General features: G+C 41.4%; 12 protein-coding genes and 1 other RNA gene. 9 read left to right on the plus strand and 4 right to left on the minus strand.

The annotated features are described in order from the left end of the window. Positions 1-11 precede the first annotated feature (11 nt). Together cydB and CWB77_RS10840 are read right to left on the minus strand one after the other, a co-directional pair. Positions 12-1151 (minus strand): cytochrome d ubiquinol oxidase subunit II, encoded by a 1140-nt coding sequence (cydB, locus tag CWB77_RS10835; protein ID WP_008110962.1) that lies wholly within the window; start codon positions 1149-1151, stop codon positions 12-14. Then, positions 1148-2731 (minus strand): cytochrome ubiquinol oxidase subunit I, encoded by a 1584-nt coding sequence (locus CWB77_RS10840; protein ID WP_054202420.1) that lies wholly within the window; start codon positions 2729-2731, stop codon positions 1148-1150. The genes cydB and CWB77_RS10840 overlap by 4 nt, the downstream gene beginning before the upstream one ends. A gap of 293 nt (positions 2732-3024) precedes the next feature. Between CWB77_RS10840 and lpxB the strand changes: the two genes are divergently transcribed. The 6 genes from lpxB (at position 3025) to CWB77_RS10870 (ending at position 11198) form a co-directional block, all read left to right on the plus strand. Continuing rightward, positions 3025-4182: a lipid-A-disaccharide synthase gene (lpxB, locus tag CWB77_RS10845; RefSeq protein ID WP_138622698.1), complete on the plus strand. Its 1158-nt coding sequence runs from the start codon at positions 3025-3027 to the stop codon at positions 4180-4182. Then, positions 4172-4771, plus strand: coding sequence for a ribonuclease HII (rnhB, locus tag CWB77_RS10850; RefSeq protein WP_138622700.1), 600 nt, complete (start codon positions 4172-4174; stop codon positions 4769-4771). Before lpxB ends, rnhB begins: the two co-directional genes overlap by 11 nt. A gap of 2 nt (positions 4772-4773) precedes the next feature. Next, positions 4774-8265: a DNA polymerase III subunit alpha gene (dnaE, locus tag CWB77_RS10855; RefSeq protein ID WP_138622702.1), complete on the plus strand. Its 3492-nt coding sequence runs from the start codon at positions 4774-4776 to the stop codon at positions 8263-8265. 16 nt (positions 8266-8281) lie between these two features. After that, positions 8282-9238, plus strand: coding sequence for an acetyl-CoA carboxylase carboxyl transferase subunit alpha (gene accA, locus CWB77_RS10860; protein ID WP_008110950.1), 957 nt, complete (start codon positions 8282-8284; stop codon positions 9236-9238). Positions 9239-9549: 311 nt separating this feature from the next. Further along, on the plus strand, positions 9550-10860 hold the full coding sequence (gene tilS / locus CWB77_RS10865; RefSeq protein ID WP_138622704.1) for a tRNA lysidine(34) synthetase TilS: 1311 nt from the start codon (positions 9550-9552) through the stop codon (positions 10858-10860). Beyond that, a complete protein-coding gene (locus CWB77_RS10870) occupies positions 10857-11198 on the plus strand; it encodes a hypothetical protein (protein ID WP_138594512.1) in 342 nt (113 codons plus the stop codon). The genes tilS and CWB77_RS10870 overlap by 4 nt, the downstream gene beginning before the upstream one ends. A 57-nt stretch (positions 11199-11255) precedes the next feature. On the opposite strand, the gene CWB77_RS10875 is transcribed toward CWB77_RS10870, so the two are convergent. Next, complete coding sequence (locus CWB77_RS10875; protein WP_138594510.1) at positions 11256-12152, minus strand: GGDEF domain-containing protein; 897 nt, start codon at positions 12150-12152, stop codon at positions 11256-11258. 126 nt (positions 12153-12278) lie between these two features. On the opposite strand from CWB77_RS10875, the gene CWB77_RS10880 reads away from it, so the two are divergent. Further along, the gene (locus CWB77_RS10880) at positions 12279-14252 is read left to right on the plus strand and encodes a monovalent cation:proton antiporter family protein (RefSeq protein WP_138622706.1); all 1974 of its coding nucleotides are present in this window, start codon (positions 12279-12281) and stop codon (positions 14250-14252) included. Between the two features lie 10 nt (positions 14253-14262). Here the strand turns inward: CWB77_RS10880 and CWB77_RS10885 are convergent, their stop codons facing one another. Beyond that, the gene (locus CWB77_RS10885; RefSeq protein ID WP_138622708.1) at positions 14263-15408 is read right to left on the minus strand and encodes a patatin-like phospholipase family protein; all 1146 of its coding nucleotides are present in this window, start codon (positions 15406-15408) and stop codon (positions 14263-14265) included. A 172-nt stretch (positions 15409-15580) separates the two neighbouring features. Here CWB77_RS10885 and CWB77_RS10890 point away from each other — a divergent pair, with 172 nt between their 5' ends. Both CWB77_RS10890 and ffs read left to right on the plus strand, forming a co-directional pair. Then, positions 15581-16459, plus strand: a complete 879-nt coding sequence (locus tag CWB77_RS10890; protein ID WP_010388163.1) for a DUF3014 domain-containing protein — start codon at positions 15581-15583, stop codon at positions 16457-16459. Positions 16460-16598: 139 nt separating this feature from the next. After that, positions 16599-16695, plus strand: an RNA gene (gene ffs, locus CWB77_RS10895) — signal recognition particle sRNA small type. The last annotated feature ends 81 nt before the right edge of the window (positions 16696-16776 follow it).

Genomic DNA, 16776 nt, shown 5'->3' on the forward strand with positions numbered 1-16776 from the left:
ATTTAGTCTCCTTAATAACTGCCGTGAGGGTTATTTTCAATTTCATCAACGGTCACTCTGCGCCACATTTTCACATAACACCAGGTGGTGTAGGCTAAAATGAGTGGCACAAATATAACCACAGCAATGAACATAACATTGAGTGTTCTGTGGCTCGATACCGCATCCCAAATTGTTAAGCTAATATCAGGGTTATTGCTTGAAGGCATAATAAACGGAAATAATGAAACGCCCGCAGTCATAATCACCCCAATTAACATCACACTGGTTGCTAATAATCCCAACGCGGGCTTATTCAATTTAGAAAACAGCAGTGCACACAGTGCCATCGCAAATGCCAAAATAGGGAAGGTCATTGTCCATGGACGTTCACTGTAGTTATTAAGCCATGCGCCTTGAGCCGTGGTAACTACTTTTGCCAATGGATCTGCATGACCTTGGGTGTCGCCCATAGAGGCAATTTGATAACCTGTTAGGTTGGCAACCCACACACCGGCCGCTGCAAATAATACTATAAAGGCAAGTAATGAGTAGCGACCATATTGTCCTGAGCGCTCAGCAACTTGATCAGCGGTTCGCAGTTGTAGCCACATTCCCGCGTGTGCAATTAACATGGTAATACTAACTAAGCCGGCAATGAGCGCAAACGGATTAAGTAAGGCAAAAAACGACCCTTGATAACTAACTCTCAATAAATTATCGATATGAAACGGTACACCCAAAAACAAGTTACCAAACGCTACACCAAATACCAGCGCAGGTATGGCACTGCCGGCAAACAAGCCCCAGTCCCAGTTATTACGCCAGCGTTTAGAGTCAACCTTAGAGCGATAATCAAAGCCTAAAGGTCTAAAAAATAATGCAAATAACACCAGCATCATGGCAAAGTAAAAACCAGAAAATGCTGCCGCATACACCATAGGCCATGCTGCAAATAAAGCGCCACCTGCGGTTATAAACCATACTTGGTTACCATCCCAATGGGCGCCAATAGTGTTAATAACGGTACGGCGTTCAGAATCTGTTTTGCCGACTAAGCGTAGCAACATGGCAACGCCCATATCCATACCATCGGTAATGGCAAAACCAATTAACAGCACACCAATAATTAACCACCAGAGCATTTTTAATGTTTCATAATCAAAAATCATGATAGTTCTCCTTTAGCAGCCGTGCTGTGATCAGGTAATTCAAAATGGTACTTACCGGTATGAAGGGAGCTTGGTCCTTGCTTAATAAATTTAATCATTAACCATGCTTCAACAATCGCCAGTCCAGTATAGAAAACAATAAAACCAGTTAAGCTAATTAAAATATCATTTACCGTCAGCGATGACGTTGCTAAAAAGGTCGGTAACACTTCAGAAATTGCCCATGGCTGGCGGCCATATTCAGCCACAATCCAACCAAACTCAATGGCAATCCAAGGCAGAGGAATGCTTAATACTGCGGCCCACAACAACCAACGTTTTTGTTCAATAATACGATGGGCGTTGTAATAAAAAGCAAGGATAAATACGCCAAGCATGATCACGCCACAGCCAACCATAATCCTAAATGACCAAAACATAGGACCCACTTTAGGGAAGGAGTCTTTAACGGCTTGTTGTATTTGTGCCTCACTGGCATCTGCTACATTAGGGGTATAACGTTTAAGTAATAAGCCATAGCCTAAATCATCTTTCACGTTATCAAACTTTTCGATATTTTCAGGGGTATCGTCACCTGCGCGAAGTTTTTCTAGATATTCATAAGCAATCATGCCATTGCGAATACGCTTCTCGTGTTTTTTCTCAAGATCTGAAATACCAATCACTTGTTCATCAAGTGAGCGCGTTGCAATAATACCTAATGCGTAAGGAATTTTAACCGCAGCATGAGTTACTTGCTCTTCAGAGTCAGGAATACCCAGCATGGTAAAAGCGGCGGGGGCTTCTTCGGTATGCCATTCAGCTTCAATGGTCGCGAGTTTTACTTTTTGTACTTCACCGACTTCGTAGCCAGATTCATCACCGAGTAAAATAACACATAAAATAGAGGCTAAACCAAAGCCTGATGCCACCGAGAAGGAACGTTTAGCAAATGCCAAATCACGTCCTTTTAATATGTACCAGCTACTAATCCCAAGCACAAACATAGACGCCGCAACATAACCTGCAGACACAGTATGAATAAACTTAACTTGCGCTACAGGGTTAAATACTAGCTCTGCAAAACTAGTCATTTCCATACGCATGGTTTGATAGTTAAACTCTGCCCCGACTGGGTTTTGCATCCACGCATTAGCAACTAAAATCCATAGCGCAGACATATTAGTGCCCAGCGCCATTAAAAATGTTACCCCTAAATGCTGGCGTTTAGAGAGCCTGTCCCAACCTAAAAAGAACATCCCCACAAAGGTTGATTCTAAAAAGAAGGCCATTAAGCCTTCAATAGCTAGTGGTGCACCAAATACATCACCCACATAATGAGAGTAATACGACCAGTTAGTACCAAACTCAAATTCCATGGTGAGGCCGGTAGCCACACCAATAGCAAAGTTAATACCAAATAACTTGCCCCAAAACTTAGTCATATCACGATAAATCTCGCGACCGGTCATAACATAAACCGATTCCATAATAACTAAAATCCAGGTCATACCGATTGTTAACGGCACAAATAAAAAATGAAATAGAGCGGTGACAGCAAACTGTAATCGCGATAGATCCACAAAGGTTTCATCTATCATTTTTGGCTCCTTTGGTTGTGATGCAGTGACAGCACAAAGCAATTGTTAATGTTTTTAATAAACTTTCAGTAATTTCTGAAAGTTTGCATCATTATTGGCGTTTGTACAAATTTTGTCAATATGTATATTAGAAAACTTTAATATACTATGACATTACATCAGTCTATAAAATACGCAATCATCAATTAAGAGTAAGCTAGAAAAAAGTGGTGCGTTTTAAGCGTTTAACCTAGCCTTAAAACACGGTAAACTAATCGGTATGAACGCCGGGTTTACTTGTGAAAAAATAGCAAATGAAAAAAGATAAAAAACAACTACGAATTGGTATTGTGGCAGGTGAACTGTCGGGCGATATTTTAGGTGAAGGGCTGATAAAAGCGCTTAAAGCGCATTTTCCTGATGCAATTTTTGAAGGTATTGCAGGTCCTAAAATGCAAGCTCAAGGCTGCAAAACGCTGTTTGATATGGATGAACTGTCGGTTATGGGGTTGGTTGAAGTCCTTGGCCGTTTACCGCGTTTACTAAAAATTCGCAAGCAGTTAGTACAGCACTTTATTGATAATCCTCCTGATGTGTTTATAGGCATTGACGCGCCCGATTTTAATTTACGTGTAGAAAAACCGTTAAAAGATGCGGGTATTAAAACTGTGCAATACGTTAGCCCTTCAGTGTGGGCGTGGCGTGAAAAACGCATTCACACTATAAGTGCAGCCACTAACTTAGTATTGGCTTTATTGCCTTTTGAAAAAGAATTTTACGACAAGCACCAAGTACCGTGTACTTTTGTAGGCCACACATTAGCCGACGACATTGCACTTGAGCACGATGATAGCCAAGCCCGCAGCCAATTAGGCTTAAGTGCTGATGACAAGGTGTTAGCGTTATTACCCGGGAGCCGGGGCTCAGAAGTGGGCTTGTTAAGTGAAACTTACATAAAAACAGCGGCTCAGTTGCAAGCACAGAACCCAGCGCTTAAAGTCGTTGTGCCACTGGTGAACGAAAAGCGCAAAGCGCAGTTTATTGCTATTTTAAATGCCACAGCGCCCTCACTTAATGTTAACTTACTGGATGGGCAATCAAATTTAGCCATGCAAGCCGCCGATGCCATATTACTGGCATCAGGTACGGCAACGCTTGAGGGCATGTTATATAAAAAACCAATGGTGGTTGGTTATAAAATTAAACCCATGAGTTATTGGATTTTTAAAACCTTATTTACCTTTAATATTAAATATTTTTCGTTACCTAATTTATTAGCAGACGAAGAGTTAGTGCCAGAGTTTTTGCAAAGCGAATGTAATGTCGCTAATTTAACAGCAGCACTTACCCCTATGCTAAATAGTGACAATAAAGAATTAAAAGCCCGCTTTTTAGCCATACATGAAAAAATTAGATTAGATGCAAGTAAACAAGCTGCAAATGCAGTGGCGGAGTTAATAAATGCAAATTGAACGACCTAATGTAACCCTAATTGCCGGTGTAGATGAAGTGGGTCGTGGACCGCTGGTGGGCGACGTGGTTACTGCCGCTGTTATTTTAAATCCCAATAAGCCAATCGTAGGCTTGGCCGATTCTAAAAAATTAACGGATAAAAAACGTCAATTATTAGCCACTGAAATAAAAGAAAAAGCACTGTGTTACGCCATTGGCCGTTGTAGTCCAAGCGAAATAGATGAGCTAAATATATTACAAGCCACTATGCTTGCCATGAGTCGCGCAGTGGAAGCACTTAGCACAGTGCCTGAATTTGTGTTTGTAGATGGAAATCGCCTACCTGAATTAGCTATGCCCGCCCAAGCGGTGGTTAAAGGTGATAGCTTAGTCGCTGAAATATCAGCCGCATCTATTTTAGCAAAAGTGGCCCGTGATGATGAAATGGTTGAACTTGATGCGCGCTACCCACAATATGGGTTTGCAGGGCATAAGGGGTATCCGACCAAAGCACACTTTGCAGCGCTTGAGCAATACGGCGCTATAGATGAGCATCGTAAGAGCTTTAAACCGGTGCAGCGTGTGCTTGCGCTTTCGGGTAAGGAGTAATTATGCCAGCTCCTGATTTTGTTCACTTACGAGTGCACTCAGACTTTTCGATGGTTGATGGTTTGGCAAAAACCAAACCAATAGTCGCTAAAGCACAAGAGCTTGAAATGCCAGCGCTGGCAATTACTGATCAAATGAACTTTTGTGGTTTAGTGCGTTTTTATGGCGCAGCGCATAACGCAGGTATCAAGCCACTTGTTGGTGCTGATTTTTGGGTACGTAGTCCTGAGTTTCCTGATGAGCCAAGTCGGATAACGTTATTAGCTAAAGATAACACTGGCTATAAAAATATTACTTTATTGATTTCTAAAGCTTACCAACGTGGTCATGTGTTTCATCGTCCAGTTATTGACCGTGAATGGTTAGTTGATTTAAAAGAGGGGCTCATCATACTCTCGGGTGCTAAAGATGGCGATTTAGGAAAAGCATTAATAAAAGGCAACCCCGCTATTGTTGAGTCGGTGGTAAGCTTTTATAAGCAGCACTTCAGCGATCATTATTATATTGAGCTTATTCGTACAAACCGTGCTCAAGAAGAAAATTATTTGCATATGGCAGTGGAGCTTGCAACCACAGAGCAACTGCCTGTAGTGGCTACCAATGAAGTGGTATTTTTAAAGCCAGAAAACTTTGAAGCCCATGAAATTCGGGTGGCTATTTTTGATGGTTATACCCTAGATGATAAACGCCGACCAAAGCGTTTTTCACAAGAGCAATACCTAAAAACGCCAGAACAAATGGCAGAGCTATTTAGTGATATTCCAGAGGCGTTACAAAATACCGTAGAAATCGCAAAGCGCTGTAATGTAACCGTTCAATTAGGTGAGTATTTCCTACCAGATTACCCTACCGGCTCATTAAAAATTGATGAGTTTTTGGTTAAAGTCTCACAAGATGGACTTGAAGAACGACTGCAATTTTTATTTCCTGATGAACAAGAACGCCAAGAAAAACGCGGCGAATACGATGAGCGTTTAAAAATTGAGCTCGATGTAATTAACCAAATGGGATTTCCTGGTTACTTCTTGATCGTAATGGAATTTATTCAGTGGAGTAAAGATAACAATATTCCTGTAGGTCCAGGGCGTGGTTCAGGTGCGGGCTCCTTAGTAGCTTATGCGCTTAAAATTACCGACCTTGATCCACTAGAGTTCGATTTACTCTTCGAGCGTTTCTTGAATCCAGAACGTGTTTCTATGCCCGACTTTGACGTCGATTTTTGTATGGATAGACGTGATGAAGTAATTGATCATGTATCGGCTTTATATGGCCGTGATGCGGTATCGCAAATTATTACCTTTGGTACTATGGCAGCTAAAGCGGTTATACGCGATGTAGGCCGGGTACTTGGTCATCCTTATGGATTTGTTGATCGTATTTCTAAGCTTATTCCGGGCGATCCGGGAATGACCTTGGCCAAAGCGTTTGAAGTTGAACCTCGTTTGCAAGAAGCCTACGACGGCGATGAAGAAGTTAAAGACTTAATCGACATGTGTCGTATTCTTGAGGGTTGTACCCGTAATGCCGGTAAGCACGCAGGGGGGGTTGTAATATCGCCGACCACGATTACCGATTTTGCTGCGCTCTATTGTGATGATGAAGGCAAGTTTCCGGTTACTCAGTTTGATAAAAACGATGTAGAAACTGCTGGTTTGGTTAAGTTTGACTTTTTAGGCTTACGTACGCTGACCATCTTGCAGTGGGCAGTGGATATGACCAACGAGCGCTTAAAGCGTGAAGGTAAGCGGCCGGTTGATATCAACACCATTCCACTGAATGATAAAAAAAGTATTGAACTACTGCTGCGCGCTGAAACCACCGCAGTATTCCAGCTAGAATCACGCGGCATGAAAGACCTAGTTCGCCGATTAAAGCCCGATTGCTTCGAAGATATGATAGCCCTTGTTGCTTTGTTCCGTCCAGGTCCACTGCAATCAGGCATGGTAGATAACTTCATCGACCGAAAGCTCGGCAGAGAAGAAATCTCATACCCCGATGCGCAATATCAACACGAAAGTTTAAAGCCTATTCTTGAGCCGACTTACGGCATTATTTTGTATCAAGAACAAGTTATGCAAATAGCGCAGGTGCTGGCCGGTTATACACTAGGCGGCGCCGATATGTTACGTCGTGCCATGGGTAAGAAAAAGCCCGAAGAAATGGCAAAACAGCGCTCAACCTTTGAAGAGGGCGCGCGTAATAATGGCATAGATGGCGAGCTTGCGATAAAAATATTCGACTTGGTTGAAAAGTTCGCGGGTTATGGTTTTAACAAATCTCACTCAGCAGCTTATGCATTGGTATCGTATCAAACGCTGTGGATGAAAACCCATTATCCGGCCGAGTTTATGGCTGCGGTAATGTCGGCTGATATGGATAACACCGACAAAATAGTAACGCTGGTGGATGAGTGTGAAAACATGAAACTCACTTTGTTACCGCCCGATGTAAACGCCGGTGAATACAAGTTTACTGTTAATCTTCAAGGTGAAGTTGTTTACGGTATAGGAGCAATTAAAGGCGTGGGTGAGGCTCCCGTTGATGCCATATTAGAAGCGCGAGCAAAAGGCGGCCCATTTAAGGACCTATTTGATTTTTGTGCGCGTGTTGATTTAAAACGCTTAAATAAACGTGTCACCGAAAAATTAATTTATGCAGGTGCATTGGATCAGCTAGGACCAGAAAAAAATCAACCAGGGCGAGCAACGCTGCTGGCAAGTTTAAAAGATGCAATGCGCGCAGCCGATCAACACAACAAAGCTGAGCTGTTAGGGCAAAGTGACTTGTTTGGTTTACTGGCCACAGAGCCTGACGAAGTAGAGCAAGCGTTTATTAAAGCCACACCACTTACAGATAATCAGTGGCTTGATGGCGAAAAAGATACCTTAGGCCTTTATTTAACTGGCCATCCTATAAACCAGTATCGACGAGAGCTTGGGCATTACACCTCAGGCCGACTCATTGATTTGCAGCCCACTAACCGTGATGTAGTCTCAACTGGGGCGGGCTTGGTGATTGCCGCGAGAACCTTAATTAATAAAAAAGGAAATCGCTGGGGCTTGATAACTTTAGATGACAAAAGCGCCCGAATTGATGTACGCTTGTTTCCAGAACAGTTTGAAATGTACCAAGATATGTTGCAAATCAATAATATTTTGGTGATATCCGGACAGGTCAGCTTTGATAACTTCTCTGGTGGTATTACAATGACCGCCAGAGAAATAAACACCATTGCTCAGGCGCGTGAAAAGCGTATAAAAGCGATTAAGATGACGCTGAATATGGTGCAGATCGAGGCTGGTTTCTTCGATAAATTACAAAAAGTACTCGAACCATACAAAATGGGAACGTGTCCGATCAAGGTATATTATCAACGCCCCGATGCGTTGGTGCAATTAACCCTAGGGATCGAATGGTGTGTTACGCCAAGTGACGACTTAATTCATAAGTTATCGCTGATGGCAGCGCAAAATGTAGAACTAGAATTTAACTAATTAGGTAGTTTAGAGCATGAGCCTCAATTATCTTGATTTTGAGCTTCCAATCGCAGAATTAGAAGCAAAAATTGAAGAATTACAAAATGTAAGCCGCGCTGGCGAATTAGACCTTGGATTAGAAGAGGAAGTCAGCAAACTTAAAGAAAAGAGCGCACAAATGAAGGAGAAAATTTTCTCTGAACTTGGTGCTTGGCAAGTATCACAGCTAGCACGTCATCCGCTGCGTCCTTATACTCGAGATTATATCGAGCGTATTTTTACGGAATTTGACGAGTTTGCGGGTGATCGTACGTTTGCTAACGACCCTGCAATTTTAGGCGGCGTTGCTCGTTTAGATGGTGAACCTGTTATGGTGATCGGTCAGCAAAAAGGCCGTGGTACTGCTGAAAAAATTAAACGTAATTTTGGCATGCCAAAACCAGAAGGTTACCGTAAAGCATTGCGCTTAATGGAAATGGCTGAGCGTTTTAAAATGCCAATCATGACCTTTATCGACACCCCAGGTGCATACCCAGGTGTTGGCGCAGAAGAGCGTGGTCAGTCTGAAGCAATTGCACGTAACCTAAAAGTAATGGCCGCACTAAAAGTACCTACAATTTGTACTGTTATTGGTGAAGGTGGTTCAGGTGGTGCATTAGCGATTGGTGTTGGCGACAGAGTAAACATGCTGCAATACAGCACTTACTCAGTTATTTCACCAGAAGGCTGTGCCTCTATCTTATGGAAAAGTGCTGATAAAGCGCCACTTGCAGCAGAAGCAATGGGTGTAACAGCCGAGCGCGTTAAAGAGCTAGATTTAATCAACAACCTAGTTGATGAGCCGCTAGGTGGTGCACACCGTAATTATGATGCCATGGCACGTAATTTAAAAGTTCGCCTTAAGCGCGATTTAGCAGACTTACAAGCGTTATCGCTTGAAGAGATGCTTGATCAACGTTACAAGCGTTTAATGTCGTTTGGTTATTGCTAAACATAGCTAAATAACCTGAACTCTGGATAATTAATCTATCTCAAGCAGCTATTTTCAGCGCTAACTGCGTTGAATTTACTTGCAATAGGCCAGCTATTGACGCGAAAATTCGCCTTGTTTTCACTGTAAATCTCTGGCTAGAGAGAATAAATCTAATTATTACTATGATTCAATATGTTAGTAAATCTCTTAACCAAAGTTCAGGTTAAATAGAGAAAAAAGCCGCCTATGCGGCTTTTTTTGTTTTAAAATACCGTAACGTAGAGCCTTTTTTATTCGGGTTATTAGCAATTCACTCATTGGTTATAATAATGCACACATCACAAATTTATCTGCAGGTACAAAAAGCCCTTAATCATTATATAGAAAACGGGCAATTCACATTTACTGTGGCCTTATCTGGTGGCGTAGATTCGGTGGTGTTGTTGCAGATAATGCATGGGTTAAAAGAGCAGTGGCCACAATTAAATTTAAGTGCAATTTATGTAAATCATGGCTTAAGTGATAACGCCCATCACTGGCAGCAATTTTGCCAAGCACGTTGTGAGCAACTTTCAATTTATTTTAAAGCGGCACACGTCATAATTAAGCAGCAATCGCGCACCAGTATTGAAGCGCAGGCTCGCGAAGCTCGTTATCAAGCGCTTGACGAATACAGCCCAAGTGATAGTGTCATTTTGTTAGGCCAGCATTTAAACGACCAAGTAGAGACATTTTTACTTCGTTTAAAGCGCGGCTCAGGCTTAAAAGGGCTCGGCGCTATGCAGCAAACTCGCATACTTAAAAGTGGCCGTGAGTGCTATAGGCCATTATTGGCGGTAAAACGCAGCGAGATAGAAGCGTTTGCCCAGCAATTTAATATTAGCCATATTACCGATGAATCCAACGCCAATGAGCGCTTTGATCGTAATTTTTTGCGCCAACAAATAGTGCCTAAGTTGGCAGAGCGTTTTACTGGGTTTGAGCAGTGTACAGCACGAAGTATTGAATTATTGCAGCAGCAACAAGCACTGCTTGAAGAATATACCCAGCAAGATCTCGCACAGTGTCTTAACCAACATCAGGCGCTTAATATACAAAATATGGCTCATTACAGCGCTATTCGCATTGCGAATCTTCTGCGCGCATGGCTGGCTCTATTTACCCATACCATGCCTTCGCAAAAACAGTTAATGCAAATAATGAGTCAGGCTATTCATGCACAAGCTGATGCACAAATAAAAATTGAGCTAAGTGATGGGCAAATACGTCGCCATCAAGGTTTACTTTATTTTGTGCAACCAAAGCCATTAGCCGTTAATATTGAACGCGTAACAAGTCGCGAACTAGTGCTGAATGACGGACAAATACTACAATGCCTGCAGGGAGTGGGTATGCGCGCCCCTAAAACGGATGAACAAGTTAGTGTGCGCTTTAACTGCAATAGTGCGCGTATTAAACCACTCAAAAAACCAGGTAGTAATACGCTTAAACATTGGTTTAAAGATGCAAAAGTAGCGCCTTGGCTACGTGCTGATATTCCATTAATTTTTTACAACGATGAGCTAGTGCAAGTGGTTGGTTATTTTGTTAGTGATAACCATAAAGATGAACATGGTGTAATTTGGGAGTATAAATTATGAGTCAGCAACCTCATGTTGGACTGTCGCTTATTAATAAGGCGCCCACTGGCATATTAATTACGCTATTGATCGCGGTTTTAGCGAATGTATTTTTAACCCTAAATATAATTACCCTCGGCTACGCTGTGTTGGGAGGGATGGTATGTGCCGCCATTTTACTTGCCTATTGGTTAGGTAAAGGCGGGGTATTTTTCATTCTAGGGGTGAGTATGCCTTTACTGTTGGTGTTTTTTACACCGCTTGCGACAATTGCCGGACTACTTAATTTACTCAGTGGCTTCTTTTTTGGCTTTTGCGTCATGTTGCTAATTTACAAATACTTTATATTAAAAAAGTAGCGTAAAAAAGCCCAGCGGGGGAGGCTGGGCTTTTCTAATATTTTATTCTTTTATTGCTTAGTAAGCTTTTGCGCAATTTCGCCCAGATGCCTTTGCTTTATATAAGCCCTTATCCGCACGAGAAAATATCTCATTTTGGCAATCATCACTGTTAGTTAGGGTAAAACCAATACTGGTTGTTACATTGTACTTAGACATAATCGGTGAGTTTCTTACTAAACGCATAATACGTTCAGCAATCACTTTATTAGTGGTGAAAGCGGGATCCTCAATTAGTATTGAAAACTCATCGCCGCCAAAACGAAATACCGAATCTGTGCCTCGAATACTGCTAGATAAAACTGAAGCAAATTCTATTAAAACGTCATCGCCAATTTTATGACCATAGTTATCATTCACTTGTTTAAAGTTATCTAAATCAAGCAGCATCAAACTAAACGGATGGCCGTTACGTCTATGATTTTCAAGCTTTTGTTGTAACATGTCATTAAATTGACTTCGGTTGTTTAACCCCGTCAACGAGTCTTTTGTTGCTAGCTTTAATACACGGTTGTACATTATTGCATTACGTAGTGGATAAATTAATACACTGTGAAAATGCTGCAGCTTTTTTTCAATAGCCGCACTAAGCGGATATTTTGTGTAATAAGTGAGTGTGCCTAAATGCTCACTTTCAACTTTTAGATCAAATGAGTAGGCTGGGTTTTCAACATCACTATTGGGTGTTTTAACATCTATACATGATGTTTGAAAGTGTACCCCAGAAAAATTAAGCAGCTGTTTTGCAAAATTTGCAAATGTGCCTAAAATATCTTCCAGCACTAAGCTGGTTTGTAGTTTGGCCGCCAGCTCATGCAGTGCTGTTGGTGTATTGCTATTGTATTGCTCTGCTGAGAACGGCAAAAATTCACCGCGACCAGAGATACGTTGTGTCAAAATATGAACGTTTTCCACTATTTCTTCCCCCTATAGTATTACTTTTTATAAATAAGCAGATTGCGTGCCATATTTTTATTCTGGCTGAAAGTTATGCGATTGCTATAGTTAAGTCACATCCCATAGATTATTTTAAGGTTTGCGTTGCAAAGTATTAATGCTCAGATTTTTGGACTTTTAGTCGCTGCGGTTTTATTTGTATGGCTATTTAAGCGCATAGGGCTTCCCCCTGTGTTGGCTTATTTGGCTGTGGGTTTATTAGCGGGTGGTCATGGTGTTGGCTGGATGACGCAAAGCCATGAGATGGACTTTATTGCAGAGCTAGGTATTGTATTTTTGCTGTTTAGCTTAGGTTTGGAGTTTTCTGTATCGCGCCTAATGGCGATGCGTAATATTGTATTTGGTTTAGGGTCGCTACAAGTATTTGTTAGTAGTATTTTGCTGATTGTGATTCTGCATTTATTAAATTTTAATTTATTAACCAGTTTTACCATTGGCATTATTATTACGCTCTCCTCTACTGCGGTGGTTGCCAAATTATTAAAAGAGAGCGGCGATTTAAATAAACGCCGTGGGCAATTGGCAATCGGCGTTTTATTATTTCAAGACATTGCTGTTGTACCATTACTGATTATTTTACCGTTATTTGCCAGCAGTGACTCAAATGGTATTGGCTGGGCTCTGTTATTTGCACTAACTAAAGGTGCGTTTGTCTGCGTGTTGCTATGGGCAATTGGCAAATGGGTTTTACCTAGAGTATTTAATGAAGTGGCATTAGCAAAAAGTGATGAACTATTTGTTTTAACTACCTTATTAGTTGCTTTGTTTGCGGGTTTACTTACTTATTCATTTGGCTTATCAATGGCATTAGGGGCATTTTTAGCGGGTATGATGCTTGGTGAAAGCCATTACCGCCATCAGCTAGAAGCGGATATTCGCCCGTTCCGTGATATTTTAATGGGGTTATTTTTTGTCACCGTAGGTATGCAGCTAGATATCAGCTTTGTTGTTAATCATGCGGGTATTATTGTTGCTGCCTTACTGGGCATTCTAGTCTTAAAAATCGCCGTAGTAACCGTATCGTCTTTATTTATGGGAGAGCGAAAACAGGACGCATTAGCTTGCGCTATTATGTTATGGCAAATGGGTGAGTTTGGTTTTGTGTTAATCGCACTCGCAGCACAGCATGACTTACTGAGTGTGGAGCAAGTCTCATTTTTAATTGCCATGGGCGTAATTTCTATGGCACTCACCCCGTATTTAATCGATAAAACTCCCTTTATTTTAAAGCGACTGGGTATGTTAGAGCGCGCTAAGTTTGCCTATGAAGACGAGCCACAAAGCAGTACGCTTTATAATAATCATGTCGTTATATGTGGATTTTCTCGGGTAGGGCAAACTATTGCCCGCTTTTTATCGCCAGAGGCTATTGATTATGTGGCCATTGAAAGCGATCCCATACTAGTGCAAGAAGGAAAAGCGGCGGGTGAACCTTTATTGTTTGGTCACGTTGAGCAAAAAGATATTTTAAAGTGCGCAGGGGTAGAGCGAGCACGCTTAGTGATTATTACTTTTACGGAATTTCAACAAACTCAAATAGTGATTAATGCCATAAAGCAGGTTGCTCCTAAGGTAAAAATACTTATAAGAACCCGTGACGACAGTCAACTAGAGCGTTTAAAAGATTTAGGCGTCACTGAGGTTGTTCCTGAGGCATTAGAGGCAAGCTTAATGCTGGTCTCACATGTGTTGTCTATGTCGGGTGTGCCAATGAGCCGAATAATTCGCCGTGTTAGTAGCGAAAGACGTAACCGCTATAAGCTATTGCAAAGTTTTTTTGCAGGCGAAAACATCGACAGCGATACCAATTTGCCCGAACGCTTAGAGTACTTACATGTCATTGCCTTGCCGGATAAAGCATTTGCGGTAAACAAGGCTATTAGTGAGCTTAATTTAGCTAAAAGAAAGGTGTTAATTAAGGCGTTGCGTCGTGAGGGGGAAGAAATAGAGATGCCACAAGAGCATACCATACTATATGCAAATGATATTTTAGTATTGCAAGGTAAACCGAGGCGAGTGGAGCATGTTGAGCATTACTTACTTGATGGCATTGAGTAAGAGTAGCCTCTTAGTCTAGCTCTAAAAACTTTCTCATCTCGGGCAGTTGCTTTATGCCATCTTCGTATCCAATTTGAATTAAGTGCTGGGTATAGCGTTTTTCAAATAATAAGTAACTGGTTAAACTCGACTGAGAGCGTTTTTTAACCCCGATCATACGCAGTAACACTTTAATTGCCCAAGGCATATCATCATAGTATTGCGCTGCAATTGCATTAAAGTTTTGCGAGGGGTTAATAATAAAGCTGTCTATTTGTTTTAACTCTTGATGCTTTTGTCTATCGGGTAATAACCCCAGCGTACGATTTACTCGATCTAATCGTTCTAAATCAGATTGCATGGTGTCGGTAAATACACTGTCGAGTAAGTGGCCTGCTACAGCAGAAAGCCCGGGGAAATGCGCAGAGTAACCTGGAGGGTGAGGTTCCTTGGGTTGTTCAACACCAATAATAAATATTTTATTTGCCCCTAAGTGAATAGACGGGCTTAAAGGTGAAAGTTGATGTATAGAACCATCACCAAAATAGTGGTTATAAATATTTACACTAGGAAAAACCATAGGAATAGCACTTGAGGCCATTAAATGCTCAACATTAATTCGCGTAGCGCGACCTTCGCGTTTTGCTCGCTGCCAAGAATGCTGCGTATTTGACTGAAAAAAAGCAACAGAATCACCGGTCGTATAACTAGATGCTGTAATCGACAGCGCCTCTAAGTAGTCACGATGTAAGTTACGTTCAATTCGATGTAAATCAAGAATATCGTTTAATAGCTTTCTAAGTGGCCGATTATTTAATAAGCTCGCCGGTGGATGGTTTATATGCTCAGACTGAAAACTAGTTAAAATATTACGAGTAATATGACCAAACACACTCAAAAAGTCACTTTTGTATACCATAGAGGTGGAAAAGTTTTTCCATACTGTCTCTAGCTTTCTAACGGCTAAATGCATACATGAAGCGTAACACGCTAACGCCGCAGAATTAATTGCGCCAGCAGAAGTTCCATTTATCACTCTAAAGGGCAGCGGGGCAGTTCTGGGCATACTTTGCGCTAATGCTTTTAACACGCCCACTTGGTAAGCTGCTCGGGCACCACCACCGGTGAGTAATAAAGCCACTTTTGGTTTACTAGGATCGACTTGCTTAATTTTCATGTTACGTATTTAAACTGTTCACTGTCTTTACTTTATTTATTCACTGTAAGTCTTTAAGCTAGAAGAATCAAAGGATACATAACTTACATTAATAAATATTGGTGTAAATTATGAATTAAATCTGTTTAGAGTACTCTAAACAGTATCGCATTTTTATATTTATGGAGTTCGTATGTCAGATAAACCATCAGGATCAGACGTTCAAAAACGTCCGCCGAATAACAACCTTATCTTTGCAGGGGTTATTTTATTAATTATCATTATTGCCGCTGCGTTTGTTTTATTAAAACCAAGTGAAGCTCCAAAAACAGTTATGCAGGTTGAAGAACCAGTAAAAGAGCAACCTATTATGGAGTTAAAGCCTGAAAACGATCCTGTGGTAGGTGCGCCCTCTGTTAAGCCTGAAAAACCTGCCGAATTAGATGTCCCAGCTCAGCGTCCAGAAGTTGAGCCCGAAGCTGAAGTTGTATCTTTACCAACGTTAAACGACAGCGACCCTGTAGTCATTGCAAAATTAGATGAATATTTGGGTGATGTAGCGATGAGCTTAGTGTTAAATGATGATGTTATTCGCCGTGGCGTAGTGTTTGTCGATAATTTAGCAAAAGGCAAAGTGGCTACTAAGCATACCCCAGTTGCAAAATTAGAAGAGGGTTTTAGCGTAAACGAAGGCGATATTTTAACAATTGATCCTAATAGCTATGAACGCTATACCCCATATGTAAAAGTGCTCACAAGTATGAGTGCAGCTCAAGCTGTGCGTTTATATGATGAGTATAAACCACTGATCAACAGCGCATATACTGAAATTGGTTATGGTGATGATGAGTTTACTCAAACACTTGAAGATGCCATTGACCTGTTACTTGATACTCCTGAGCCAAAAGGTAGCTTACCATTATTGCGTGATTCAGTGACCTATCAGTATGCGTTTTCTGAATGGGAGCAATTACCCGCTGCGCAAAAGCAACTTTTACGCATGGGCCCAGAGAATATGAAAAAAGTAAAAGCGGCACTACGTAACATAAAAGCAGAGTTAGAGAGCAATTAATAATCGCTTTAACACCTAAATAGACTGCGATTGTATATGAAGTATGCAATCGCACTTTCTTTTTTGATTATCCCTTGAATAACAGAGCAAAAGTAGAGATAATCTCAATCGCGCCAACCAAGGCCCTCAATGGTAGTCTTATTGGTCCTCTCGCAACACTAGCAGGCGAACCTGGTCAGGCCCGGAAGGGAGCAGCCACAGTTTGTGACGTGTGTGCCGAGATGTGGCTGGTAAGACTGCCACCCAAATTCCTCATTTGGGTGTACTAAAATTCCATTTATCTATTTTCTAATATTTTATTTTGTTATTCGTACGCT

Origin of the sequence: Pseudoalteromonas sp. S1610 (genome assembly GCF_005887465.1) — a bacterium.
Classification (GTDB): domain Bacteria; phylum Pseudomonadota; class Gammaproteobacteria; order Enterobacterales; family Alteromonadaceae; genus Pseudoalteromonas; species Pseudoalteromonas undina.

Coding starts and splice junctions, on each gene's coding strand:
- cydB (WP_008110962.1), bottom strand. CDS start 1,151: ATGATTTTTGATTATGAAACATTAAAAATGCTCTGGTGGTTAATTATT.
- CWB77_RS10840 (WP_054202420.1), bottom strand. CDS start 2,731: ATGATAGATGAAACCTTTGTGGATCTATCGCGATTACAGTTTGCTGTC.
- lpxB (WP_138622698.1), top strand. CDS start 3,025: ATGAAAAAAGATAAAAAACAACTACGAATTGGTATTGTGGCAGGTGAA.
- rnhB (WP_138622700.1), top strand. CDS start 4,172: ATGCAAATTGAACGACCTAATGTAACCCTAATTGCCGGTGTAGATGAA.
- dnaE (WP_138622702.1), top strand. CDS start 4,774: ATGCCAGCTCCTGATTTTGTTCACTTACGAGTGCACTCAGACTTTTCG.
- accA (WP_008110950.1), top strand. CDS start 8,282: ATGAGCCTCAATTATCTTGATTTTGAGCTTCCAATCGCAGAATTAGAA.
- tilS (WP_138622704.1), top strand. CDS start 9,550: ATGCACACATCACAAATTTATCTGCAGGTACAAAAAGCCCTTAATCAT.
- CWB77_RS10870 (WP_138594512.1), top strand. CDS start 10,857: ATGAGTCAGCAACCTCATGTTGGACTGTCGCTTATTAATAAGGCGCCC.
- CWB77_RS10885 (WP_138622708.1), bottom strand. CDS start 15,408: ATGAAAATTAAGCAAGTCGATCCTAGTAAACCAAAAGTGGCTTTATTA.
- CWB77_RS10890 (WP_010388163.1), top strand. CDS start 15,581: ATGTCAGATAAACCATCAGGATCAGACGTTCAAAAACGTCCGCCGAAT.